The organism is Mesorhizobium sp. M0954 (assembly GCF_040319155.1).
Classification (GTDB): domain Bacteria; phylum Pseudomonadota; class Alphaproteobacteria; order Rhizobiales; family Rhizobiaceae; genus Mesorhizobium.
The window spans coordinates 122,440-147,262 of the sequence record NZ_JAMYNR010000006.1; the positions used below are offsets into that span (position 1 = coordinate 122,440).

The 24,823-nt window shown below is 62.6% G+C and carries 26 protein-coding genes; 15 read left to right on the plus strand and 11 right to left on the minus strand.

The features are described from left to right. Positions 1-3: 3 nt before the first annotated feature. The 3 genes from yidC to yihA all read left to right on the plus strand — a co-directional run bounded on the left by yidC (position 4) and on the right by yihA (position 3,266). Complete coding sequence (gene yidC / locus NKH93_RS10365; RefSeq protein ID WP_352970158.1) at positions 4-1,827, plus strand: membrane protein insertase YidC; 1,824 nt, start codon at positions 4-6, stop codon at positions 1,825-1,827. 144 nt (positions 1,828-1,971) lie between these two features. Next, on the plus strand, positions 1,972-2,610 hold the full coding sequence (locus NKH93_RS10370) for a CatB-related O-acetyltransferase (RefSeq protein WP_023677492.1): 639 nt from the start codon (positions 1,972-1,974) through the stop codon (positions 2,608-2,610). After that, positions 2,607-3,266: a ribosome biogenesis GTP-binding protein YihA/YsxC gene (yihA, locus tag NKH93_RS10375; RefSeq protein ID WP_031193748.1), complete on the plus strand. Its 660-nt coding sequence runs from the start codon at positions 2,607-2,609 to the stop codon at positions 3,264-3,266. Before NKH93_RS10370 ends, yihA begins: the two co-directional genes overlap by 4 nt. A gap of 21 nt (positions 3,267-3,287) precedes the next feature. On the opposite strand, the gene NKH93_RS10380 is transcribed toward yihA, so the two are convergent. After that, positions 3,288-4,037, minus strand: a complete 750-nt coding sequence (locus NKH93_RS10380) for a TetR/AcrR family transcriptional regulator (protein ID WP_352539958.1) — start codon at positions 4,035-4,037, stop codon at positions 3,288-3,290. A 143-nt stretch (positions 4,038-4,180) separates the two neighbouring features. Between NKH93_RS10380 and NKH93_RS10385 the strand changes: the two genes are divergently transcribed. Continuing rightward, the gene (locus tag NKH93_RS10385; protein ID WP_352819580.1) at positions 4,181-5,359 is read left to right on the plus strand and encodes an HlyD family secretion protein; all 1,179 of its coding nucleotides are present in this window, start codon (positions 4,181-4,183) and stop codon (positions 5,357-5,359) included. A 67-nt stretch (positions 5,360-5,426) separates the two neighbouring features. Further along, positions 5,427-6,980 (plus strand): DHA2 family efflux MFS transporter permease subunit, encoded by a 1,554-nt coding sequence (locus NKH93_RS10390; RefSeq protein WP_352970337.1) that lies wholly within the window; start codon positions 5,427-5,429, stop codon positions 6,978-6,980. A gap of 126 nt (positions 6,981-7,106) precedes the next feature. On the opposite strand, the gene msrB is transcribed toward NKH93_RS10390, so the two are convergent. From msrB to NKH93_RS10410, 4 genes are all read right to left on the minus strand, one after another. Continuing rightward, positions 7,107-7,607 (minus strand): peptide-methionine (R)-S-oxide reductase MsrB, encoded by a 501-nt coding sequence (msrB, locus tag NKH93_RS10395; protein ID WP_023677487.1) that lies wholly within the window; start codon positions 7,605-7,607, stop codon positions 7,107-7,109. A gap of 174 nt (positions 7,608-7,781) precedes the next feature. Next, a complete protein-coding gene (locus NKH93_RS10400) occupies positions 7,782-8,339 on the minus strand; it encodes a fasciclin domain-containing protein (protein ID WP_023677486.1) in 558 nt (185 codons plus the stop codon). 204 nt (positions 8,340-8,543) lie between these two features. Next, positions 8,544-9,248, minus strand: coding sequence for an anti-sigma factor (locus NKH93_RS10405; protein WP_352769632.1), 705 nt, complete (start codon positions 9,246-9,248; stop codon positions 8,544-8,546). Next, positions 9,245-9,784 (minus strand): sigma-70 family RNA polymerase sigma factor, encoded by a 540-nt coding sequence (locus NKH93_RS10410; protein WP_352970160.1) that lies wholly within the window; start codon positions 9,782-9,784, stop codon positions 9,245-9,247. Before NKH93_RS10410 ends, NKH93_RS10405 begins: the two co-directional genes overlap by 4 nt. A 126-nt stretch (positions 9,785-9,910) precedes the next feature. Here NKH93_RS10410 and NKH93_RS10415 point away from each other — a divergent pair, with 126 nt between their 5' ends. Then, a complete protein-coding gene (locus NKH93_RS10415; protein WP_352472349.1) occupies positions 9,911-11,407 on the plus strand; it encodes an amidase in 1,497 nt (498 codons plus the stop codon). A gap of 96 nt (positions 11,408-11,503) precedes the next feature. Beyond that, positions 11,504-12,397, plus strand: coding sequence for an acetylglutamate kinase (gene argB / locus NKH93_RS10420; protein WP_352472350.1), 894 nt, complete (start codon positions 11,504-11,506; stop codon positions 12,395-12,397). A gap of 19 nt (positions 12,398-12,416) precedes the next feature. Here the strand turns inward: argB and bchE are convergent, their stop codons facing one another. Both bchE and NKH93_RS10430 read right to left on the minus strand, forming a co-directional pair. After that, a complete protein-coding gene (gene bchE / locus NKH93_RS10425; RefSeq protein ID WP_352970163.1) occupies positions 12,417-13,955 on the minus strand; it encodes a magnesium-protoporphyrin IX monomethyl ester anaerobic oxidative cyclase in 1,539 nt (512 codons plus the stop codon). A 102-nt stretch (positions 13,956-14,057) separates the two neighbouring features. After that, positions 14,058-14,534, minus strand: coding sequence for an Lrp/AsnC family transcriptional regulator (locus tag NKH93_RS10430; RefSeq protein ID WP_352455982.1), 477 nt, complete (start codon positions 14,532-14,534; stop codon positions 14,058-14,060). A gap of 140 nt (positions 14,535-14,674) precedes the next feature. On the opposite strand from NKH93_RS10430, the gene phhA reads away from it, so the two are divergent. Then, positions 14,675-15,508, plus strand: a complete 834-nt coding sequence (phhA, locus tag NKH93_RS10435) for a phenylalanine 4-monooxygenase (RefSeq protein WP_352455981.1) — start codon at positions 14,675-14,677, stop codon at positions 15,506-15,508. 8 nt (positions 15,509-15,516) lie between these two features. Here the strand turns inward: phhA and NKH93_RS10440 are convergent, their stop codons facing one another. After that, positions 15,517-16,002 (minus strand): MarR family winged helix-turn-helix transcriptional regulator, encoded by a 486-nt coding sequence (locus NKH93_RS10440; protein ID WP_352455980.1) that lies wholly within the window; start codon positions 16,000-16,002, stop codon positions 15,517-15,519. A 93-nt stretch (positions 16,003-16,095) separates the two neighbouring features. Here NKH93_RS10440 and NKH93_RS10445 point away from each other — a divergent pair, with 93 nt between their 5' ends. Further along, a complete protein-coding gene (locus NKH93_RS10445) occupies positions 16,096-16,263 on the plus strand; it encodes a hypothetical protein (protein WP_352970165.1) in 168 nt (55 codons plus the stop codon). A gap of 50 nt (positions 16,264-16,313) precedes the next feature. On the opposite strand, the gene NKH93_RS10450 is transcribed toward NKH93_RS10445, so the two are convergent. Beyond that, positions 16,314-17,075: a GGDEF domain-containing protein gene (locus NKH93_RS10450; protein WP_352970167.1), complete on the minus strand. Its 762-nt coding sequence runs from the start codon at positions 17,073-17,075 to the stop codon at positions 16,314-16,316. Positions 17,076-17,236: 161 nt separating this feature from the next. Between NKH93_RS10450 and NKH93_RS10455 the strand changes: the two genes are divergently transcribed. After that, positions 17,237-17,944, plus strand: coding sequence for a pyrimidine 5'-nucleotidase (locus NKH93_RS10455; protein ID WP_023677476.1), 708 nt, complete (start codon positions 17,237-17,239; stop codon positions 17,942-17,944). 34 nt (positions 17,945-17,978) lie between these two features. On the opposite strand, the gene NKH93_RS10460 is transcribed toward NKH93_RS10455, so the two are convergent. Further along, positions 17,979-18,818, minus strand: a complete 840-nt coding sequence (locus NKH93_RS10460; RefSeq protein WP_023718198.1) for an LOG family protein — start codon at positions 18,816-18,818, stop codon at positions 17,979-17,981. A gap of 145 nt (positions 18,819-18,963) precedes the next feature. On the opposite strand from NKH93_RS10460, the gene dapD reads away from it, so the two are divergent. The 4 genes from dapD (at position 18,964) to NKH93_RS10480 (ending at position 22,472) form a co-directional block, all read left to right on the plus strand. Continuing rightward, entirely contained in the window at positions 18,964-19,818 is an 855-nt protein-coding gene (gene dapD / locus NKH93_RS10465; protein ID WP_352455975.1) for a 2,3,4,5-tetrahydropyridine-2,6-dicarboxylate N-succinyltransferase, read from the plus strand. Positions 19,819-19,848: 30 nt separating this feature from the next. Then, positions 19,849-20,226 carry a DUF805 domain-containing protein gene (locus tag NKH93_RS10470; protein ID WP_352970169.1) on the plus strand — a complete coding sequence of 126 codons (378 nt, stop codon included), beginning with the start codon at positions 19,849-19,851 and terminating at the stop codon, positions 20,224-20,226. A gap of 21 nt (positions 20,227-20,247) precedes the next feature. Next, positions 20,248-21,036, plus strand: coding sequence for a hypothetical protein (locus NKH93_RS10475; RefSeq protein WP_352455973.1), 789 nt, complete (start codon positions 20,248-20,250; stop codon positions 21,034-21,036). 335 nt (positions 21,037-21,371) lie between these two features. After that, positions 21,372-22,472: a diguanylate cyclase domain-containing protein gene (locus NKH93_RS10480; RefSeq protein ID WP_352539949.1), complete on the plus strand. Its 1,101-nt coding sequence runs from the start codon at positions 21,372-21,374 to the stop codon at positions 22,470-22,472. On the opposite strand, the gene NKH93_RS10485 is transcribed toward NKH93_RS10480, so the two are convergent. Next, complete coding sequence (locus tag NKH93_RS10485) at positions 22,462-23,493, minus strand: 2-dehydropantoate 2-reductase (RefSeq protein ID WP_352539948.1); 1,032 nt, start codon at positions 23,491-23,493, stop codon at positions 22,462-22,464. The two genes, NKH93_RS10480 and NKH93_RS10485, sit on opposite strands and share 11 nt — an antisense overlap. A 130-nt stretch (positions 23,494-23,623) precedes the next feature. Between NKH93_RS10485 and dapE the strand changes: the two genes are divergently transcribed. After that, entirely contained in the window at positions 23,624-24,823 is a 1,200-nt protein-coding gene (gene dapE, locus NKH93_RS10490) for a succinyl-diaminopimelate desuccinylase (RefSeq protein ID WP_352472355.1), read from the plus strand.

Consider the following 24,823-nt stretch of genomic DNA (forward strand, 5'->3'; position numbering starts at 1 on the left):
TCGATGGAAAACAACCGCAACTTCTTCATCACCATCGCACTGTCGGTGCTGATCCTGGCGCTTTGGCAATATTTTTATGTGATGCCGCGCAGCGAGATGCAGCGCGAAGCCGCCCGCATCGAAGAGCAGCGCGTGGCGGAGCAGAAGAAGGCCGCCCAAGGCACCAGCCCGGGCGCCAGCGAAACACCGGTGCAGCCGGGCGCCATTCCGAACGCGCCTGGCGGCGAAGCCGTCACCGCGGCCGGCCGCGACCAGGCGATTGCCTCGACCAGCCGCGTCAAGATCGACACGCCGAGCCTCGAAGGCTCGATCAACCTCATCGGTGCGCGCCTCGACGACCTCCGGCTCAAGCACTACACGGAGACGGTCGACAAGACTTCGCCCGAGATCGCGTTGCTCAACCCGGCGTCCCTGCCGAACGGCTATTTCGCCGAGATCGGCTTTTCCGGCACGCCGGATGTGGGCAGGCTGCCCGGCCCTGACACGGTCTGGCAGACCGACGGCAATGCGACTCTGACGCCAGCGACGCCGGTCACGCTGACCTTCACCAATGACAAGGGCCTGACCTTCAAGCGCACCTTCTCTGTCGACAGCCAATATATGTTCACCGTGTCCGACACGGTCCAGAATGGGGGCTCGGCACCCGCGACGTTGTCGAACTATGGCCGCGTCACCCGTTTCGACAAGCCGGCTATCGCCAGCACTTATGTGCTGCACGAGGGCCTGATCGGTGTTACCGGCAGCGAAGGCCTGCAAGAGTACAAATACTCCAAGGTCGAATCGGAGAGAGAATTCAAGCCAGGCAAGTCGACCGACGGCTGGCTCGGCATCACCGATAAATACTGGGCGGTGACCCTGGTGCCGCCGAGCGGCCGCGAATTTCAGCCCAAATTCTCTTATTTCGAGTTCAAGAGCGGGCCCCATCCGCACAGCTACCAGTCCGATTTCCTGTCCGATCCGGTCACGATCGCTCCCGGGCAATCGACGACCGTGGAATCGGAGATATTCGCCGGCGCCAAGGAAGTTTCGACGATCAACGCCTATGAAAAGGACCGTCATATCCGCCAGTTCGACCTTCTGATCGACTGGGGCTGGTTCTATTTCATCACCAAGCCGATGTTCTGGCTGATCGACACGCTCTACAAATTCTTCGGCAATTTCGGTCTGGCGATCCTCGCCACCACCGTCATTGTCAAGGCGCTGTTCTTCCCGCTCGCCAACAAGTCCTATGCGTCGATGGCGAACATGAAGAAGGTGCAGCCCAAGATGCTCGAGATCCGCGAGAAATACACGGACGACAAGATGAAGCAGCAGCAGGCGATGATGGAGCTCTACAAGACCGAGAAGATCAATCCGCTCGCCGGCTGCTGGCCGGTGGCATTGCAGATCCCGGTGTTCTTCTCGCTCTACAAGGTGCTCTACATCACCATCGAGATGCGGCACGCGCCGTTCTTCGGCTGGATCCAGGATCTGGCGGCGCCGGACCCGACATCGATTTTCAACCTGTTCGGGCTGATCCCCATTACCTTGCCGCACATGCTGATGATCGGCGTCTGGCCGCTGATCATGGGCGTGACGATGTTCCTGCAGATGCGCATGAACCCGACGCCGCCGGACCCGACTCAGGCGGCGATCTTCACGTGGATGCCCGTGATCTTCACCTTCATGATGGCGGGTTTTCCGGCCGGCCTCGTCATCTACTGGGCCTGGAACAACACGCTGTCGATCCTGCAGCAGGGCGTGATCATGAAGCGGCAGGGCGCCAAGATCGAATTGTGGGACAATCTGGTCGCGCTGTTCCGCAAGAAACCGTCGCCGGCGGAATAGCCGGCGCTCCGATAGTGCGAAACCAGAAAGCCCCGGTTCGTCCGGGGCTTTTTGCACAGGCTGCCCGCCTGGATTAAGCGATTGGTACTGCCGGACGGATCGCGCTATTTTGACCTGGCTGGCAGTTGCCCGACGGAGCTCGATATGACCGGACCCAATCCATCGATCAAGCATCCGATCCCGTTGCACACGCGCGTCGGCTTTCTGAAGCCGCTGGTGACGGCGCCGAATATCGAGATCGGCGACTTCACCTATTATGACGACCCTGACGGACCCGACAAATTCGCCGAAAAATGCGTGCTGCATCATTATCCGTTCATCGGCGACAGGCTGATCATCGGCAAGTTCTGCGCCATTGCCGAAGGCGCGCGCTTCATCATGAACGGCGCCAATCACGCCATGTCCGGCTTTTCGACCTATCCGTTCAACATCTTTGGTCACGGCTGGGAGGAAGGTTTCGACCCGGCGACATGGTCGAAGGAGGTGCGTGGCGACACAATCGTCGGCAACGACGTCTGGATCGGCATGGAAGCGGTTATGCTGCCGGGCGTGAAGATCGGCGACGGCGCCATCGTCGCGGCAAAGTCGGTGGTGACGCACGATGTGCCGGCCTATGCGATCGTCGCCGGCAATCCGGCCAAAGTGGTGAAGATGCGCTTCGATGACAGGACCATCCGGCGGCTGCTGGCGCTGGCGTGGTGGCACTGGCCAGTGGAAAAGATCAGCCGCAATCTCGATGCCATTCGTGGCAGCAACATTTTTCTTCTGGAGGCGGCGGTTTGAACGCGTTGAACAAGACCACGATCGGCATCGAATTGTTCACGCGAGCCTGGATCTTCATCCGCGGCGTGCCGGCGATGAAATTCCTGCCGCCGGAGGGACCGCCCGAGATCGCCTTTGCCGGCCGCTCCAATGTCGGCAAATCGTCGCTGATCAACGCGCTGGTCAACCAGAAGGGGCTGGCGCGCACCTCCAACACACCGGGCCGCACGCAAGAGCTCAACTATTTCGTGCCGGGCGGATTTTCGGGAGAGGGCGCCGACCTGCCGCCGATGGCGCTGGTCGACATGCCGGGCTATGGCTACGCCACGGCGCCGAAGGAAAAGGTCGACGAGTGGACGAAGCTCGTGTTCGACTATCTCAAGGGCCGGGTGACGCTGAAGCGCGTCTACGTGCTGATCGATGCCCGCCATGGCATCAAGGCCAAGGACGACGAGGTGCTGTCGCTGCTCGACAAGGCGGCGGTGTCGTATCAGATCGTGCTGACCAAGACCGACAAGATCAAAGCGGCGGGGGTACCGCGGCTGATCGAGGAAACGCTCCAGAAGATCAAGAAACGCCCGGCGGCATTTCCCTTCGTGCTCGCCACGTCGTCGGAAAAGAGCGAGGGTCTCGAGGAACTGCGTGCGGCGATCGTGCTCGCCGCCAATGGCGGATAGGCCACCGACCCTGGCAGCCTGTCAGGCGGGGCTGGAGGCCCGTTCCTGCTCTGCAAGCTGTTCGGTGCCGTAGGCCTTCAGGAACACATCGACGCCCGACCTGACGATGTGTTCGATCTCGGCCACACTTGGCGCCTTGGTGCGATAGGCGAAAATGCACTGGCGGAAAAGACCGGCCAGACACAGTTCGGTGAACTGATAGGCGGCAAGCTCGACGTCGTCGATCTTCAGCAGGCCGCGTTCGATAGCCATGTTGAGGAAAACGACGACCCTGTCATGGCCACGCTTCGGGCCGCGTTCGTAGAACCGGGCACCAAGCTCCGGGATGCGTTCCGACGCGCCGATCACCGTCCGCTGCGCCAGGATGACCCGCGCCGAAGTGATCTTCATGGACAGCACGATGCCGAACTTCACCAACGTCTGGCGAAGGTCGCCGATCTGGTCGAGCACCTCATACATGTTCTTGAAAATCGTGCCGCGCTCTTCCTCGATCAGCGCTTCGAAGAGCTCTTCCTTGTTGGCGAAGTAGACATAGATGGTGCCCTTGGACACGCCGGCCTCGCGCGTAATGTCGTTCATCGACGCGGCTTCGAAGCCCTTTTCGATGAAGACACGGCGCGCACCGTCGATGATCTGGCTGCGCTTGACCGGGTCTTGACCCGCGGCCGGGCGGCCGCGCGGCAGGCTGTCCAGCAGATCGCACTGGTCCTTGCCAGCGCTGGGCAATGGGCCTGAATCAGGCAAAGGAGCGGCCTTGGGGGCTTCGGCCATAATGTCACACCTCGTAAAATAATTCGAACCATCCGGTTCGATTGCTCTTGATATGGTCCTCTTTAAGCGCTAAGTCAACGCCGAGATCGAACCGAACGGTTCAGTCTGACAAAATTCAGCGCCAGTTAATTTAGAGAGATATCATGTCCTCGAACGCGCCCACCAGTGCCGAAGTCCGCCCCTTCCCCAGTGCCAAGGTCCAGCCTGCGATCGAAGCGCCGGAAACCCCTCTCAAGCCCGCCGACGTCACCCCGCTGGCTCCCGCCAAGAAGAAGCGCTCGACGCGCTCGATGTTGTTGCCCATCATCGGCCTGGCCCTGCTGGGCGCCGGCGCCTGGTATGGCTATGATTACTGGACCGACGGGCGCTTCATGATCACGACTGACGATGCCTATGTCCAGGCCGACACCGCGTTCATCTCGCCAAAAATCTCGGGTTATGTCGATCAGGTCAAAGTGACCGAGAACCAGCAGGTGAAGGCCGGCGACCCGCTGCTGATCGTCGATGACGGTGACTACAAGATAGCCGTTGCTCAGGCCGAGGCGCAGATCGCCACGTTGAGCAAGACGCTCGACCGCATCGATGCCCAGACCGAGGCGGCGCGCGCCTCGCTCAAGCAGGCGCAGGCGCAGAAGACCGCCGACCAGGCCGCGGCCGATAATGCGAAGCGAGCTCAGGTTCGTGCCGCCCAGTTGCTCAAGACCCGCGTCGGTACCCAGGCCCAGTTGGACGATGCCCAGACGGCGGTCGAGCAAGCCAATGCCGCACTAGCCGGCGCCGACGCGCAGATCGCGGCGGCTCAGGCGAATATCGGCGTGCTCCAGGCGCAGCGGGCGGAATCGGCAAGCACGCTGGGCTCGCTGCAGCTTGCCCACGACAAGGCGGTGCGGGATCTGTCCTTCACCGTGCTGCGCGCACCCTATGACGGCGTGGTCGGCAACCGCTCGGTCGAGCAGGGCGACCTGATCAGCCCCGGACAGAAGCTCGCCGTCATCGTGCCAATGGACAAGCTCTACATCGTCGCCAACTTCAAGGAGACCCAGCTTGCCCGGCTGGTGCCTGGTGAAAAGGTCAGAGTGTCGGTCGACGCGATCGACGGTCAGGACATCGAGGGTACCGTGTCGTCGCTGGCCCCGGCTTCGGGAGCAGTGTTCTCGCTGCTGCCGCCGGAAAACGCCACAGGCAATTTCACCAAGGTGGTGCAGCGCGTTCCGGTTCGCATTGACGTGCCCGCGGATGTGTTGAAGACGGGCAAGCTGCGCGCCGGCCTGAGCGTCGTCGTCGCCGTCGACAGCCGCACCGCGCCTTCGGCATCGAAGTAAAGCGGAACCGGGAGCAAGGGTCATGGCGACCGCAACCCTAACTGCAGGATCGGCGCCGGCGCCAGCCATGCCGGTGCCGGTCGACCACATCTCGACGCGCCGCGTCATCGCCTTCCTGGCAATGGTGTTCGGCATGTTCATGGCCATCCTGGACATCCAGATCGTCTCGGCCTCGCTGGCCGAGATCCAGGCGGGCCTGAGCGCCAGTTCGGACGAGATTCCGTGGGTGCAGACGGCGTATCTGATTGCCGAGGTGGTGATGATCCCGCTGTCGGGCTTCCTCAGCCGGATGCTGTCGACGCGGGTGCTGTTCACTATCTCGGCGGCAGGTTTCACCGCGGCCAGCGCGCTGGCGGCGACCGCAACCAATATCGACCAGATGATCGTCTACCGCGCCGTGCAGGGCTTCATCGGCGGCGGCATGATCCCGAGCGTCTTTGCAGCCGCCTTCACCATCTTCCCGCCGTCGCGTCGCGCCATCGTCTCGCCGATGATCGGTCTGGTGGCGACGCTGGCGCCAACCATCGGCCCGACCGTCGGCGGCTATATCAGCCATGCCATGTCCTGGCACTGGCTGTTCCTGGTCAACGTCGTGCCCGGCATTCTGGTGACGACGGCCGCCTGGTCGCTGATCGACTTCGACAAACCCAATCTCAAGCTGTTCAGCAAGTTCGACTGGTGGGGGCTTGCCGGCATGGCCGCCTTCCTGGGCTGCATGGAATATGTGCTGGAGGAAGGTCCCAACAACGACTGGCTGCAGGATCAGGCGGTGTTCATCTGCGCCGTCATCATGACTTTCGGCGCGGTGCTGTTCTTCTGGCGCGTGTTCACCGCCGAGGAGCCGATTGTCGACCTGAGGGCTTTCAGCAATATCAATTTTGCCTTCGGCTCGTTGTTCTCCTTCGTCGTCGGCATCGGCCTCTACGGTCTGACCTATCTTTATCCGGTGTTCCTGGGGCGGATCCGCGGCTACGATTCGATGATGATCGGCGAGGCGCTGTTCGTCAGCGGCCTGGCCATGTTCTTCACTGCGCCGATCTCCGGCATCCTGTCGAACAAGATGGACCCGCGCATCATGATGATGATCGGCTTCTTCGGCTTCGCCACGGGGACCTGGTGGATGACGCATCTCACCGCCGACTGGGATTTCTATGAACTGCTGATCCCGCAGATCCTGCGCGGCTGCTCGATGATGCTTTGCATGGTGCCAATCAACAACATTGCGCTCGGAACCTTGCCGCCGGAGCGGCTGAAGAATGCGTCTGGCCTGTTCAACCTGACCCGCAATCTCGGCGGCGCCGTCGGCCTGGCAATCATCAACACCGTGCTGATCGACCGCAATGCCTTCCACTACGCCAGGCTCTCCGAGCACGTGCAATGGGGAAGTGCCGCTGCGCAGCAGAAGCTGCAGAACATGACGCTCAACTTCGAGCAGACCGCCGGGCTCGACGCCTCCAAGGCGGCCATCTCCAAACTGTCAGGCATGGTCCAGCAGCAGGCGTCGCTGCTGTCGTTCATGGACGTATTCTTCATGCTGACGGTTTTGTTCGCGACGCTTGGGCTCTTCACCCTGGTGATCCGCAAGCCAGCCGCTCAAGGCGGCGGTGGCGGAGGCCATTGAGGCGCGCTGGATCCCCCGCCTGGCGCCCTCGCGCATGACCCCGAAAAGCGATTTTCGGGGTCATGCGCAAAATCAACCATTACGAAGTCCTCTCGCGCTCCGACAAAGTCAGGGTCGCAGCCGTCCTCACGCCGTCGCCGGCTTGAAGGTCAAGGCAACGCCATTGATGCAGTGTCGCAACCCGGTCGGCGGCGGACCGTCGTCGAATACGTGGCCGAGATGGCCGCCGCAGCGGCGACAATGGACCTCCGTGCGGGTCATGCCCAAAGACCTGTCCACGGTCTTGCCGACGGAATTCGGGATTTCCTGCCAGAAGCTCGGCCAGCCTGTGCCGGAATCGAACTTGGTCTCTGACGAATAGACCGGCAGGCCGCAGCCGGCGCAAGCGAAGATGCCTTTGCGGTGCTCGTTGAGCAGCGGACTGGTGCCCGGGTATTCCGTGCCCTCCTTGCGCAGCACATTGAAGGCCGCGTCGGACAGGATGGCGCGCCACTCGGCTTCGGTCTTGGTAACCTCGAAAGTCTCAGCCGCGCGTGCATCCTGGGCTCCGCCCATGCGCAGCGCGGTGGCGCCTGCGACAACGCCAATGGCTGCCGCACCACTCAAAAGAAGCTCGCGACGGTTCATGGCCATTCCTCCTGTCATCGCTTGTGCCAAATTCGACCGCCACACGGAAATCAAAAGCCGGTGACGATCGCTGTCCTCAAAGCGGGACTCCGCGCCTATCCACATCTTGCGTGAACGGCGCGGAGCGTGCGCAGGGAGGCCCTTAGCGATATCTTCGCCGGCAGCGTGCGTTTGTTACATCTTCGGCAGGAGAACCTTGTCGACGACGTGGATGACGCCGTTGGACTGCTCGACATCGGCGATCGTCACATTGGCGACGTTGCCGTTCTCGTCGGTCACGGTGACCTTGCCGCCGTCGGCCTTGAGCGACAGTTCGCAACCACCGACCGTCTTCACCTTGTGGGTGCCGCCGTCGTTCTTGACCATCTTGGCGACGTCGGCGGCCATCGCTTTGGCGCCGATGACATGGCAAGTCAGGATCTTGACGAGCTTGTCCTTGTTTTCAGGCCTGAGCAGCGTCTCCACCGTGCCGGCTGGAAGTGCCGCAAAGGCCTCGTTGGTCGGCGCGAACACAGTGAAGGGGCCAGCGCTTTGCAGTGTATCGACCAGGCCGCCTGCCTTGACGGCAGCGACCAGCGTCGTGTGGTCCTTCGAGTTGACAGCATTTTCGACGATGTTTTTCTGGGCATACATGGCGGCGCCGCCGACCATCGGATTTTGAGCATAGGCAATGGTGGCGAGCGCGGAAATGGCGACCGTGCCGGCAAGCAAAAGGGTGGCGAATTTACGCATGATTTCAATCTCCTCTGGTTATCGTTCCCCTCATTTGGGAACGCAAGGAGATACGCGATAGAAATGCTGGAGTTTCGCCCTCTCCGCAAAAAAATATTTGCCGCTGCAATTTGCCGGGCTCGGATCGACAGCCGCCAACAAGCTTTGCAGGCGTCTACATCGCGGGAGATAGATTTCAGGTCTGCTTCCAGAGATGAGAAGTGGTCAGATGCTCTTCAGATCGCCCGCTGCGACCACCGGTCCAGTCGGCGCGCCGGTCGGTGAACCGCCGGCAGGCTCAACGCTGACCGCAAGCACGGCGCCTTGCGCCAATTTCTCCTGGACGGCGGGCGGGATGGCCAAATGCGCGGTCGCACCGGCCGGGATGACGCCCATCGACACCGGCGCCTTCTTGCCTTCTATCATCCACAGTTCGAAGTCCTTGCCGGCGGCCCGCTCGCCGGAAACGTGAGAAAGACCGACCTCGTGACGGGCGGCATCGTAGACGACGAGATATTTGACGTCGCTGCCTTCGGCCGCCAGCGAGGCGACAAGCCGCGCCTGCGGCGGTTCGGTGGACGGGCGGAGGTAAGGCACGGCGATGTAGATCGCCAGCGCCGCAATGGCGGCGGCGGCAAGACCGCGCCAGAAGCCAAGGCTCGACCACAGGCCGGCGCGCGGCTCTGCAGCGAAAAGCCGGCGGTCCAATGCTTCCTTGACCCTGATCGGAGGCTCTGTCTCCGGATAGGCGGCGGCCATCGGCGAAAGATGCGCCTCCCAGGCATCGACAAGGCGCGCGAAGGCGGCGTCCGCATCGATGCGGCGCGACGCGATCTCGCGTTCATCGGCGGCCAGAACGCCAAGAACGTATTCGGCGGCGAACAGGTCGTCGCCCCCACGTTCCGGTCCATTGTCGTCAGCCAGCGTCATCTTTCCAGGCATTCTCTCAGTTTCAACAGGCCGCGCCGCAGCCAGGTCCGCATCGTGTTCAGCGGTACGCCATAGCGCTCCGCCAGTTCGGCATAGCTTTTGCCATCCAGATAGGCGCCCCGGACGGCCGCCGCCCGGTCCTTCTCCAATTCCTCGAGACAATGGTAGATGCGTTCGGACTCACCGCCCGCCACGGCCATGGCCTCCGGCCCCGGCGCCGGATCGGCCACGTCGAGCGCGGCATCGATATAGGCGGCAGGCTCTCGCCGCGCCCTGATCCGATCGATCGCATGATTGCGCGCAATGGCCACCAGCCAGGAGATCGGGCTCAGATCCGAAACGGCGAAACGGTCCGCCTTCGTCCATATCTTGACGAAGACCTCTTGAAGCGCTTCTTCAGCATCTCCCCGATCCTTCAATACACGAAGGCAGACGCCGAAAAGTTTCGCGCTGGTCTGCCGGTAGAGCAGATCGAACGCAGCCCGGTCCTTCATCGAAGTCCGGACAATCAGGTTGCTGATGTCCTGCGGCGTCATCCGCCGCCAAATTAGGCGATTGCAATGCATTTGCAACGACTGAAATGGTCTTGCGCACCGGCAGCGCCAGCGTCGATTGCCAATGAAATCGCCGCCCGCTAGCTTGCAATGAGCGGGAGGGCGACCATGTCGATCGAGCGGGTTCTGTGGGAGCATGACGCAACCGGCCAGGCCGCACTCGTGCACAAGGGAGAGATCACACCGCAAGATCTCGTCGATGCGGCGATCGCCCGGGCCGAGGCCACCCTGCCCGAGATCAACGCCATCGCCGAACCGCTTTTTGAGGCGGCGCGGGCGCGAGCGAAAACCGTCGACCACAAGCTGCCGCTTGCCGGAGTGCCCTTTGCGCTGAAGGACCTCGGCATCGCCATGAAAGGCGTGCCGACGCATGGCGGCAGCCGCATCCCAGCTTTCACCCCCGATTTCAGTTCGGTGATGACGGAACGCTATCTGGCCGCCGGCCTGATCCCGATCGCCACCAGCACCGCACCCGAACACGGGCTGAGGCTGGTGACCGAGTCGGTGGCTTACGGCGTCACCCGCAATCCATGGAACACCGCGCATACGACCGGCGGTTCCTCGGGCGGTGCGGCTGCGCTGGTCGCGGCCGGCGTCGTGCCGGTGGCGCATGCCTCGGATGGCGGCGGCTCGATCAGGGTGCCTGCCGCTTGCACCGGGCTGGTCGGGCTGAAAACCTCGCGCGGCCGCGTACCCTTGACGCCGCTCGTCACCGAAAGCTGGTACGGCTTCGTCGTCGACCATGCGTTGGCCCGCTCCGTGCGCGATACGGCCCTGCTGCTCGACCTGACCCACGGGCCCGACCCGCTGTCGCCCTACGCGGCACCCTCGCCGAACGGCAGTTTCACTGCGGCCGCCGGGCGCGATCCGGGCAAGCTCAAGCTCGCCTTCTATCGAAAATCGCCGCTCGGCTTGCCGATATCCGAAGAGACGTTGAAAGCTCTGGATGCGGCGATTGCGCTGGCGCGCGAAGGCGGGCACGGCGTCGAGGAGATCGACCTGCCCTATATCGATCGTGATTTCATCGCCGATTTCGCCAGAACCGTCGCCGCGGCGGTGGCCGGCACGATGCGTGGCGAGGCCTTGCGCGTCGGCCGCTCCATCTCAGGCGACATCGAACGCGCCACGCGCGTGATGAGCCGGTTCGGTGAAATCCTCTCGGCCGGCGAAATCTATGCCGGCCTGCAGCGGCTGCACGCAACCTCGCGCCGGCTTATCACCGAAACCGCGCACTATGATGCAGTGCTGATGCCTGTCATCGCGCACCCGCCGCTCGCCTGCGGCACCATGGACCCGAAAGGCGCCGACGAATTCATCGAGAATGTCCTGGACAGACTGCGCCTCGCCGGCCTGCTGAAGTTCAAGCCGCTATTCGGCCAGCTGATGGACAAGAGCCTGTGGTTCACCCACTGGCCGGCGATCCAGAACGTCAGCGGGCAACCGTCGATCACGCTTCCGGTTTACGTCACCGATGCCGGCCTGCCGCTCGGCGTCCAGGCCGCCGGCCGCCCCGGCGACGAGGAAACGCTTTTGTCGTTCGCCGCGCAGATGGAAAGGATCTCGGGCTGGCTGGGCCGACGGGCGCCGCTGCAGCGGCCGGCATAGGCGGTGATTTGATCGATCGTGACAGCAAAGCCGTTTGCCCCGTCGTCTAATTCCCGCTAAGACGCCGCCGTTCATGCCAAGCTGGGAACCACGCCGATGACGGATGTCGCCGCCACCGCCGAAATGCAGGCCGCGCTGCTTTCAAGGGCGCTGCCCTACATGCAGCGCTACGAGAACAAGACGGTCGTGGTGAAATATGGCGGCCACGCGATGGGCGACATCGCGCTCGGCAAGGCTTTCGCCCGCGACATCGCACTTTTGAAACAATCCGGCGTCAACCCGATCGTCGTGCATGGCGGCGGGCCGCAGATCGGCGCCATGCTCGCCAAGATGGGCATCGAATCCAAATTCGAGGGCGGCTTGCGCGTCACCGACCAGAAAACCGTCGAGATTGTCGAGATGGTGCTGGCCGGGTCGATCAACAAGGAGATCGTCGCGCTGATCAATGCCGAGGGCGAGTGGGCGATCGGCCTGTGCGGCAAGGACGGCAACATGGTGTTTGCCGAAAAGGCACGAAAGACCATGATCGATCCGGATTCCAACATCGAACGGGTGCTCGACCTGGGCTTCGTTGGTGAGCCTGTCGAGGTCGACCGCACATTGCTCGACCTCCTGGCGCGGTCCGAAATGATCCCGGTGCTGGCGCCGGTGGCGCCCGGCCGCGACGGCCATACCTACAACATCAACGCCGACACTTTTGCCGGCGCCATCGCCGGCGCCTGCCAGGCGACGCGCCTGCTGTTCCTTACCGACGTGCCCGGCGTGCTCGACAAGGACAAGAAGCTGATCGACGAGCTGACCGTGGCCGAGGCCAAGGCCCTGATCAAGGATGGCACGGTCTCGGGCGGCATGATCCCCAAAGTCGAGACCTGCATCGAGGCAATCGAGCGCGGCGTCGCAGGCGTCGTCATCCTCAACGGCAAGACGCCGCATGCGGTGCTGCTCGAGCTGTTCACCGAACACGGCGCCGGCACGCTGATCGTGCCGTGAGGCCGGGTGTCTGAGGGGCTCAAGCGTTTGGCGAAATAGCGGTCACGGACTTACGCGGCAGGCGTTCGACAACCATCGATTCCTCTTCCTCGTCTTGCGGCGCGCCCCAGAATTCGGCGAGCGTCGGGCCATTTTTGAGGCGGCGGTCGCGGACCAGAAAGCCCCAGACTTCGCGAAACCAGACGCGGCGGCCCATTCTGGTGTACCAGCGCATCGAATGCCTTTGCTCCGGATCCTTGTGGAACAGGATGCGCGCCAAGGCCTTGGGCCGCGACTGCACCGCCAGTTCGATCAGCTTGACGGCGAAGAACAGCATCCACGGCTTGAGGCGGGTCATCCGCAGGACCTGGTGCTTGTAGTCCCACAGGCGGGCGTCCAGCTGGATCACCTTGCGGTCCCTGGCAATCCTGAAGAACGGCGTCCAGCGATGCGGCGTCACATAGAGCGCCTGGATCTGGTCGGGGTCATAAGCGATCAGCTGGCGGAAGCCGCGCCAGAGGTCGCGCAAACTTTCGTCCTCGAAACCGGCCACCCAGGTCGCCATTGACAAGATACCGTTGAGGCGCAGCAGCCGTATCGCCTCGCGGTCGGACGAGGTGCTGCCGCCCTTGCGGATCAATGCAAGCGTCTGCTCGTCGGTATTTTCCATGCCAAGCAGCCAGCGGATGACGCCGGCCTGGCGATAGAGATGCAGGCTGTCGGCGTCGCGGACGATGTCATCGGCGCGGGTGGAGCCGACGATCAGCACCGGCATATTCTCGGCGATCATCGCATCGAGAAAGGCGCGCCAGGCTTTTTTGGACGACGTCGGGTTCTCGTCGGCAAGGTTGATCAGCTCGACGCCATGCTCGCGGTACAGCCAGGCAGTCTCCCGCGCGAACTTCCCGGGGTCGCGGTGCCGCCAGCGCGTCCAGAAGCCGCGCTGGCCGCAATAATTGCACAGATGCGGACAGCCTCGCGAGAACTGCATGACCACCGCGCGCTTGCCTCCCCAATAGCTGTAGCGACTGAAATCGATCAGTTCCCAGCCGATGCGGTAGTCGTCCAGGTTGGTGATCGTTCTTGTTGGCCGGGTTGCAAAGGGCCGGCGCAAAACGTCAGGAAAGGCGATGCCCGCCACATCCGACAGCGGCTTGCGGTTTTCAAGCGCTTCGACCAGCGCGACGATGGTCGCCTCGCCCTCGCCGCGCACGATGAAGTCGAAGACATTCGTTTCAGCCAGTATGTCGCGCCAATGATAGGTCGGAAACACGCCGCCATAGATCAGGATTGTCGCTGGCTGGATGTCCTTGACCATGCCGGCGATCAGCAGGGCTGTCGGATGCGCAGAGGTCGAGCCGGAATGGCCGATCAGAATGCAGTGGGGATGATCGCTCAAGGCGTCCCGGACCAGCGTGGCAAGCGCCATCGGCCCGAATTCGGCGTCCACAAGCCGCACTTGATGTCCCGCGTCGATCAGCGGACCGCCCAGTGCCAGCAAACCGAGCGGCGGCAGATGGTCGTCCGGCACGCGGCTGCCGATAGCTGTATGTGGCGGATTGATCAGGACGATTTTCATGGCGGACCTTATGCAATGGCGGTCCGCATGTCGTAGTCGGCGATCTAGCTCTGGAGATTGGCTCGATTCAGCAGTTCGTGTGCAGCTTTTCCGCAGAAATGCCTATCGTCTGAGATGTGCAAGCGGGACATGGCCTGGCCCCTTGATGTTCTGCAGCACAAGCTGCGTGTGTACGTCGCGCACGCCTTCGAGCCGCATCAGCCGGTGCATGACGAAGGCATTGAGTTCGTCGACCGACGGCACCATGACATGCAGCAGGAAATCGTAGTCTCCAGTCATCGTCCAGCACGACGACACCTCGTCCATGCGCTGCACGGCGGCGATAAAGTTTTCGGGCGAGCCGTCGCTGTGGGTTACGAGGCGCACCTGGATGAACACCTCGACCATCAGACCGACGGCGCGGCGGCTGAGCACCGCAGCGAAGCCCTTTATGATGCCCGCCTGCTGAAGGGCCTCGAAGCGCCGCGCGCAAGGTGTCGTCGACAGGCCGATCTCCTGCGCCAATTCGGAGACCGGCTTGCGCCCGTCGCGCTGCAGGATGTCGAGCATCTTGATCTCGAATTCGTCAAACTGAGGCATTTTCACTCTCCCAAAGCTCGATCGTGCAGCCTTTTACCTCCAACCCTGCGTTTGAGCCACCATCAAAGCTGATTTGCCTCGCGCGATCCGGCTAGAATTTCCGGCAATTGGCTGGTCATGATTTCCAGGGAGAGCAAGCCATGACAATGAACGTTGCCGACTATGCCCGCGAATGCGCGGCGCGAGGCCTTCGCGGCGATTATTCGGTCTGCCGTGCCGATTTCACCGTGGCGCAGGGCTACAATTATAGCGACGAAGAACAGGCGGTGTGGCGCACGCTGTGCGACCGCCAGACGAAGCTGACCAGGAAGCTCGCCCACCATTCCTATCTCGATGGCGTTGCGGCGCTCGGCCTTCTCGACAAGATCCCGGATTTCGGTGCGGTCAGCGAGAAGCTGCGCAAGCTCACCGGCTGGGAGATCGTCGCTGTGCCGGGGCTCATCCCCGCCCAGCCGTTCTTCGACCACCTCGCCAACCGCCGCTTCCCGGTCACCAACTGGCTGCGAACCCAAAAGGAGCTCGACTACATTGTCGAGCCCGACATGTTCCACGATTTCTTCGGTCACGTGCCGATCCTGACGCAGCCGGTCTTTGCCGACTTCATGCAGATGTATGGCAAAAAGGCCGATAACGTGATTGCGCTCGGCGGCGACGAGATGATCACCAGGCTTTACTGGTACACCGTCGAATACGGGCTGATACGCGAGCCGGGCCAGCCGCTGAAGGCTTTCGGCGCCGGGCTGATGTCATCCTTCACGGAGCTTCAGTTCGCGGTCGAAGGCGGCGAGGCGCACCATGTCCCCTTCGACCTGGAAACCGTAATGCGCACCGGCTACGAGATCGACAAGTTCCAGCGTGCCTATTTCGTGCTGCCGTCGTTCAACGCCCTGCGTGATGCTTTCGAGACCGCCGATCTTGCGGCGATCGTGGCGCGCCGCAAAGGCGAGCCAGCGCTCGACCCGGCGAGCCTATAGGCTGTCGGTTATTCCAACGCCTCGGCCTTCAGCCGGGCCAGCTGGTCGCGCTGAAGGTCGAGGGACGCCGTAACGAAGCGCAGGATCGTGGCGAGCTCAGTGTCGCTGAATGTGGCGATCACCTTTTCCCCCTCCTGCGCGATCGCGCCATAATAGCGCGTCGATAGTTCTCGTGTGAGTTCCGTCGCCTCTATGACCACCTTGCGCCTGTCCTCAAGGCTGCGCGTTCGTGTCAGCAGGCCGCGTGCCTCCAGCCGGTCGATCAGCGCGGTGACCGCGGCCGGCGTCAACCCTGTTGCGGCCGCGACCTCGCCAGCCGATCGCGGGCCGCCATAGAGCAGCGCCAGGCAATGGCGTTCCGCCATACTCAGCCCAAGCCTATCGCCCACTGCCTCGTCGTAAGCCTGCGTCGCGTCCTGCCAGCCCATAATGGCAAGGCTGATGGCGGTCTTCATGTCGGCCCGATTCATGCTTGACGAATTTATTTCGATCATCTAACTATCAAACTGCCTAACATTATGGCTATTATAGTAATATGCTGCATCAGGCGCAAGGCAAGGCCTGTCGCAGCCTGCAAGGAGTGAAACATGAATCAGACCCCGACGCGCGGCCCACTCACACCGGCCGAGGAGTTCAAATATGCCAAGCTGGCGATGGAGTGGTATGGCTGGGGCTCTCCCATTGGCCTTGGCATCGCTCTGGTGGCGGTGGCGGCGGCCGCCCTGCTGTTCCGCATCGCCATCTTCGGATTGTGACAGTCTGGCAGCGGCGCGGTTGAATGCAGCAGAAGGCTTAGGGGCCGAGCTCAGGCGGCTTCGGAAATATCGCGGTCGATGATCGACAGATTACGGCCGCGATGCTTGGCCTCGTAGAGCCGCTGGTCGGCGGCGCGCATTAGCTCCGACACTGCGGCGTCTCTGCCGCAGGTGATGCCGCCAATACTGACTGTCAGCGGAACCGTTCGTTCGTCGACGGGCCGGAAACGGATACGCTCGACTTCACGGCGGATGCGCTCGGCGATGCGCCTGGCCTCGTGTTCGGTGGCACCAATCAGAAGGGCGCAGAATTCCTCGCCGCCGATGCGGCCAAGCACGTCGCCGCTGCGCACGCCACGCTCTATCGCGTTTGCAATCAGGAGCAGCGCATCGTCGCCGATCAGATGGCCGTAGCTGTCGTTGATGGTCTTGAAATGGTCGGCATCGACGATCAGCAATGCCCCGCGATCGGATTTGCGCCGGGAGCCGTCGAGAGCGGCAAAGAAACTTTCGCGGTTGAGCATGCCGGTCATGTCGTCGCGGCTCGCCTTTTCCGCCAAGCGCCTGTGCGCGGCGGCGAGTTGGGCATGGGCGCGGGCGAGCCCGCGATGCGCGGTCTGCAACCTTTCGCCCTGCCAGAACGTATAGGCGCCGACGCTCCAGGCCAGCGCGAGCGGGCACACGGTGGATGTCAGCCAGATGGTGCGATTGATCGGAAACCCCATTGCCGGCACGACGATCAGCGTCAGCAAAAGCGAGACCGCGACGGAGGCGAAAGCGATGGCGGCAGACTTTAGAAATATGCGATTCATCGCTTGCTCCCACTGGTCCGTCTTGGTTCCAGCAAAGCGCTGAATGTCACCTTTCGGCGATGCTTAAGATTTTAATCATGGCGCCATTTTTACCACCCAGGGCGCGCATAGGTTGTGGATAAACCTCCTGTTAGAAAGATCGTTTCGTGCCATAAGGACGTATGACGACACTTCCCGACCCCGCCCGCTTTGCCCATGTCACCGACTGGGTGTTCGATCTCGACAACACGCTTTATCCGCATCATTCGAATCTGTTCTCGCAGATCGATGTGAAGATGACCGCCTACGTCGGAGAATTGCTGACGCTGCCGCGCGAGGAAGCACGCAAGCTGCAAAAGGAGCTCTACCGCGAATATGGCACGACGCTGAACGGATTGATGACGCGCCACGGCATCGACCCCGACGATTTTCTCGAGAAAGTGCACGACATCGATTATTCCTGGCTGGTTCCAGATCCCGTCCTAGGCACCGCCATTCGCCAGCTTCCCGGCCGTAAATTCATCTTCACCAACGGGGATCGCCGGCATGCCGAACGCACCGCGCGGCAGTTGGGCATTCTCGAGCATTTCGATGATATTTTCGATATCGTCGCAGCCGGACTGAACCCGAAGCCGGCGCGGCAATCCTATGAGAAATTTGCCGAACTCCACGCCGTTACCGGACAAAATGCGGTGATGTTCGAAGATCTTGCCCGCAACCTGTCGGTGCCGAAATCGCTGGGCATGACCACGGTGTTGGTGGTGCCGCGCAATTTCGAGCCGACCTTCTCGGAAATCTGGGAACGCGACCCGGCCAACGAGGACGATGTGGACTTCGTCACCGACGACCTCGCCGGCTTTCTCACGGCGATCGTGGAAGTCCCTGCTTGAGGCAGCCGGCGCGCTTCAAGTCCTTGCTTGCATGTCAAAGTTTATAGAAGCGGCTGACGATCCCCCAGGCCTCGTCGGCAGTGTCGACGAAATCGATGATATCCTGGTCGCCGGGCGTGATCGTGCCTTGCTCGGCGAGGAAATCGAGGTCGATCGCCCTTGCCCAGAAAGCCTTGCCGAACAGGATGACCGGCACGCGTTCCATGCGGCCGGTCTGGATCAGGGTCAGCGTTTCGAAGAACTCGTCCATCGTGCCGAAGCCGCCGGGAAACACCGCAACGGCCTTGGCACGCATGACGAAATGCATCTTGCGGACCGCGAAATAGTGGAAGTTGAAGCAGAGTTCCGGCGTCACGTAGGCGTTTGGCGCCTGCTCGTGCGGCAGCACGATGTTGAGACCGATCGATGGCGCGCCGACATCGTCGGCGCCACGATTGCCGGCCTCCATGACGCCCGGCCCGCCACCGGTCACCACGACGAATTCGCGATAGTACGAGGTGGCCGACTGCTGTGAGCAGAGGCGGGCGAATTTGCGCGCCTCCTCGTAATATTTGCTGTTTTGCTCGAGGTTCTTCTTCTGCGTCTCGTTCTTGGCCGCCCAGGCTTCGCCGCCGGGCTCGGGAATGCGCGCGCCGCCGAACAGGATGACGGTCGATTGGATGCCGCGCTCGGCCAGGATCATCTCCGGCTTCAGCAGTTCGAGTTGCAGCCTGACCGCGCGCAACTCGCGCCGCGTCATGAAATCGGGGTCGTTCCAGGCCAGCCGATATGTCTCCGCGCGCGTTTGCGGCGTGTCCGGCACGCTTTTCGATCGCTCCAGATCCTCGTCCGAATGCGGCAGCGGCGTCCATCCCGCCTTTTCCATGGGAGTCATATTTGCTTTACCCGTCCAATCATTCACCTGCGCCGTCCCGTGACGCTGCCGCGATTGACCCTCCCCAAGCCTTCACATAGGGTCCGCGCGACTTTCAAACAGGTTAAGGCGCCGGCCCTTAACAGCTTGGTAATGGAGCGAATTCATGTCGAAGCCCGATCTCGCGAGCCTCGAGGAGATCATCGAGAACGCCTTCGAGGAACGCGACACGATTTCGACCGCAACCCGCGGCGAGACGCGCGAGGCCATCCAATCGGCGCTCGACCTGCTCGACCGGGGCGTCGCACGCGTCGCCGAGCGGCAGGCCGACGGCAAATGGCACGTCAACCAGTGGCTGAAAAAAGCGGTGCTGCTGTCCTTCCGGCTCACCCCGATGGAGATCATAGAGGGCGGTCCCGGTCAGGCGGTATGGTGGGACAAGGTGCCCTCAAAATTCGACGGCTGGAGCGCCGTCGATTTCGAGAAGGCGGGCTTCCGCGCCGTGCCGTCGTCGATCGTGCGCCGCTCCGCCTACGTCGCGCCCGGCGCCGTGCTGATGCCGTCCTTCGTCAATGTCGGCGCCTATGTCGACAGCGGCACCATGGTCGACACCTGGGCTTCGGTCGGCTCCTGTGCCCAGATCGGCAAGAATGTGCATCTGTCAGGCGGCGTCGGCATCGGCGGTGTGCTGGAGCCGATGCAGGCCGGCCCAACCATCATCGAGGACAATTGCTTCATCGGCGCCCGTTCCGAAGTGGTCGAAGGCTGCATCGTTCGCGAAGGCTCGGTGCTCGGCATGGGCGTCTTCATCGGCCAGTCGACCAAGATCGTCGACCGTGCCACCGGCGAGATCTTCTACGGCGAGGTGCCGCCTAATTCCGTCGTCGTCGCCGGCTCGCTGCCGGGCAAGCCTTTTCCAAACAACGAGCCCGGCCCCAGCCTCTACTGCGCCGTCATCGTCAAGCGGGTCGACGCCAGGACCCGGTCCAAGACCTCGATCAACGAATTGCTTCGCGATTGATCTTTCTCAACGAACACGGACGGAATTCGCTTGCCTGAAAGATCCGACCTCATGTGGCTTTTCTTCAAAGCTTCGGGCCGCGTCAGCCGCGCGGCCTATTTTCTTGGAGGACTGCTGGTGGCCATCATACAGGCCTTCCCGCTCTACCGTTTCACGCTGGTGCCGGAGGGCACCACCGAGAGCAACATGTGGTCGTTCATTTTCTTCATCGCCTTCATTGCCTCGCTTTGGTCGAACGTGGTGCTGGCGGTCAAGCGGTTGCACGACCTCGACAAGCCGGGCGTTGCGGCGCTGGTGCTGTTCGTGCCGGTTGTCTCGATCATCGCTTTCCTCGTGCTTTGCCTGTTTCCAGGGCAACCCGGCCCCAACCGCTACGGCAAGCGCACCAACGCCCCGGCCGAACCCTGAGCACCGATCGGACATTTCGTCATGCGCTACCGCTCGCTTGATCCGAAACTGATCCTCGAAACCGCCGAACGGCTGGAAGGGCGCGTCGCCGAGCGCTTTCCCGATGCAGGCTTGCGCGGCGTCGCCGCCGAGCTCGTGTCGCTGTCGCGCGATCTGGCAAAGGCAGCCAAGGCGCTGGAGGCGCCGATCTGGTGGCTGCGCGGCCTCATCATCGCCGCCTTCGTCGTCGGAGCGCTGATGTTCCTGTTCGTCGGCACAATCCTGCCGCTCGGCCGCATCTCGGGAAACCACGATGCCTTCCAGTCGGTGCAAGGCATCGAAGCCTCCCTCAACATGATCATCCTCGCGGTGCTGGGCTTCCTGGCCCTGATTCGCTCCGAGGAGCGGATCAAGCGCAAGCGGGTGTTTCGCCAGCTCCACGGGCTGCGGTCGCTGATCCACGTCATCGACATGCACCAGCTGACCAAGGATCCGGCAACGCTTTCAGCCAGTTTCAAGCCGACTGCGCATTCGCCAGCCCGCATCACCAACGCCGCCGACCTTGCCCGCTATCTCGACTACTGCTCCGAAATGCTGTCGATCACCGGCAAGATCGCCGCGCTGTTCGCGCAATCGGTGAATGACGCCGTGGTCATCGACGGCGTCAATGACATCGAGAACCTGGCTTCGAACCTCTCGCGAAAGATCTGGCAGAAGATCACGCTGATCGAAACCCCTCATGGGCAGCCGGCACGTGCGGCGAAGACCGATCCCGAGCCGGGCCCGCCGCGCCGGCCTGCAGTCCGCAGACGACCGGGGCCGGCAAGCTAAAACCGGCAACCCGGCGGCAGATCCGCTAGAGCGGTTCATCGTTTCGCAGAAACGCCGAACCGCTCTATCTTTTTTGTTTTGACGCAATCCCAGACGGAAAACCGTTCCACACTTTTCCTGGAATTGCTCCAGAGCGGCGGAGCGGGGAGTTCCGAAAGCCCGGTTTGCGCCGGATGCTCTAAGCGAATGTTAATCACCCTGGCCCAGCATGCCGGCGAAGACTGTGTCGACCGGCACGGAGCGCTCGACTGGCAAGCGACCTATCCCTGATCACCAAGGAGCCGCGCAAAACGTGGAGCGCCGCCGCTCGCCTCTTTGCCTGGTTCTCTTCGCCGATGAAATTGGAACCGGAAGCTGTCCGCGCCCGGCTTCTCGACACCACCTTCGACCGCAAATTCGCAGTCCTGTTCGGCACCATCAGCGTTCTGTTGGTTGCAGTCAGCGCCGCTCTTGCCACCGGGGATTGGTGGCCCTACGCCTGGATTGCCGCCGACCTGATGCTTTTCACCGTCCGCGTTCTGCTGATGCGGGAATGCGAGCAGGCCCGCAGGCGCGGCTCGAAAGGGCCGCTGGCGGGCCTGATGGCAGCCAGCGGCGTCTGGTCGGTCGTTTTCGGCCTCGGCTGCTATGGCTGTGTTGCCAGCGGGAATATGGCGCTTTCCGTACTTGCCGCCTTGAATGTCGCAGGCGTCGTCGGCGTGGTGTCGTCACGCAATGCGGCGACCCCGCGCTTCGCCATATTCGTCATGTTGGCCGTAAGCCTGCCTTACGTGGTCGGTGCATTGTTTTCTGCGGCGCCCGGAATGCCGATCGTCGGAATTCAAACGCCGTTCTATGTGGTCGGCGTCATCATCGTGCTGCTTCAGAACCACGCAATCAATGCCCGCATGATCCGCGCCGAACTGGACAATCGCGACCTGGCCATCAAGGACGCGCTGACCGGCCTGCCAAACCGCATCTTCCTGCAGGAGAAATTGCGCGACATGTGCCGCGACCTTGCGGCGCCGGCCGCTAATGGCGGCAAGCCGTTTGCAGTGCTCAGCATGGATCTCGACGGTTTCAAACACGTCAACGACCGTTTTGGCCACGCCGTCGGCGACGTGCTGCTGCGCAAGGTGGCCGAACGATTGAAGCGGGGCTTCCGTCCGGGGGACGTGGTCTTCCGCATTGGCGGCGATGAATTTGTCATCCTTTTGCCCGCAACCTCGGAGATCGAGGCCACCTACCTGGCAAAGCGGGCCATCGAAAAGGTCTCGGTGCCTTTCGACCTCGGGGTCGGTTCCGCCATCCATGTCGGCTTGAGCGTCGGCAGCGCCTTCGCACCCGCCGACGGCGGTGATCCGGAAATCCTGCTCACCTGTTCCGACCATGCGCTGTACGAAGCCAAGCGCACCGGCAAGGGCCGTTACTGGGCGCCTGTGCGGGCTACGATCTGACGGACGCGACAACGGCTTCCGGCGACAGGCAGGGCGATCCGCCTCTTTCCTGCTCGACCGCGCGCACCAATGCCGTCACGCGCTTCAGCAACGGCGCCGGCGTGCCGGCCTTTTCGGCCAAACGCAAGGCCGCGCCTTGCAGTTCGCCGATCTCCGAGGGCCGGCGGCGCTGAAGGTCATCCCACATCGACGAACGCGCGGCCGGATCGATGGCAAGCATCCGACGCGCCAAGAACTTGAACAGCCAGTCGGGCAGGCGAAGCACTTTCGGCAGCAGCGCGGGACGCAGGCCGGCGATGCGAGCGGGTTCGATGCCTGTCGCCATCATTGCCGCCAATGCTTCGTCGATCTGGCCGGCCAGGATCAGCCGCCAGCGGCGATCGGCAAGCTCTGCCGCCAGCGGCAGGCCGGAAAGCGCCACCAGCGCGTTGTTGAGGTTGAGCAGCAGCTTGCCCCATAGCACCGCTTCGATGTCACCATGTGTGGCGACGGCAAAGCCCTCGACGTCGAGCAGTTCGTCAAGGCCTGTCGCGCCCTGTTCGATCATCACCTTGCCGCCGCTGGCGCGGTGCAGGCGAAGCGGCAATTCGCCCTCCGGTGATTGGACCACGTTGAACGGCACCATGCCCGCGAGCACCCGCCGGGCGGTGAGATGGGCTCGCAACTTATCGGCATTGTCGACGCCGTTCTGCAGACTGAGTACCACCGCATCCGGTCGGGCATGGGCCGCAATAAGCCCGGCCATGTCTTGCGTCGCGCCGCTCTTGACCGTTAGCAGGATGACATCGGCACCGGGGAATGCCGCGGCCGGATCGGCGGTGACCGACAATGCCTCCGGCTTGACGGATCGGTCGCGGCCATCACGGTCGGTGATGCGCAATCCACCTTTTTGCAGCGCCTTCTCGATGCGAGGCCGCGCCAGCAGAACCACCTTTCGCCCGGCAAGTATCAGGCAGCCGCCGGCGTAGCACCCGATACTGCCGGCACCGGCGATTACGATCGTCCTGCCATGCGTGATCATGCGATGGCCCTGTCCTGGTTGAGAGGCCTTGCCGCAACTTATACGGCATGAAAACCATAATGTCGGCGGCATGGCTGGCCCTTATGTCTGGCCGTGACAGGCCTTGCGCTTTCGACTATCGCTTTTGCCCATGACGCTGCCTACCGATCCGACCAGAAATCTGGCTGCTCTCATCCGCTGCGCTTCCGTGACGCCCGCCGAAGGCGGTGCGCTGAGCGCGCTGGAAGAAATGTTGAAGCCGCTCGGCTTTGCCGTCGAGCGCCCGGTGTTTTCCGAATCCGGCACACCTGACATAGAGAACCTTTACGCGCGGCGTTCCGGCAACGGCCCGCATCTGATGTTTGCCGGCCATACCGATGTGGTGCCGGTGGGCGATGAAACAGCCTGGACGCACCCACCCTTTGGCGCCGAGATCGCCAATGGCGAGATGTTCGGCCGCGGCGCCGTCGACATGAAGGGCGGCATTGCTTGTTTCGTCGCGGCGGTAGCGCGACATATCGCGCAGAAGGGCGGCCCGAAGGGGTCGGTCTCGCTGCTGATAACCGGCGACGAGGAAGGGCCGGCGATCAACGGCACGACGAAGCTGCTCGAATGGGCGGCTGCCAAGGGTGAGAAATGGCATGCTGCGATCGTCGGCGAGCCGACCAATCCCGACGCGCTCGGCGATATGATCAAGATCGGCCGGCGCGGCTCGCTCTCCGGCACGGTCGTCGTCAACGGCCGCCAGGGCCACGCCGCCTATCCGCAGCTAGCCGACAACCCGGTGCGCGGCCTGGTGACGCTGGTCGACGCCTTGCTTCACCCCGTCTTCGACAACGGAACAAGGGATTTCCAGCCGACCAATCTTGAGGTCACCTCCATCGACGTTGGCAACCCTGCCACCAACGTCATCCCGGCGAAGGCGGCGGCTACCTTCAATATTCGCTTCAACGACACATGGACCGCCGAGACGATCCAGGCCGAGATCCACAACCGCCTCGACCGGGCGGCGAAACGCAAGAAATACCGCGCCGGCAAGAAGACGCCGGTCGACTACGAGATCGTCTGGCGCGACGGACCGAGCCACGTTTTCCTGACACGCGACGACAGGTTGATCGAGACGCTTGGCGGCTCGATCAAGGCGGTGACCGGCAGGAAGCCGGCGCTCTCCACCTCCGGCGGCACCTCCGATGCCCGCTTCATCAAGGATTATTGTCCGGTGGTCGAATTCGGACTGGTCGGCAAGACCATGCACATGGTCGACGAACGCGTGGCGATTGCCGACCTCGAGACGCTGACGCAGATTTATCTGCGCTTCGTTGAAGACTGGTTTGCGCAGGACATATCCTAG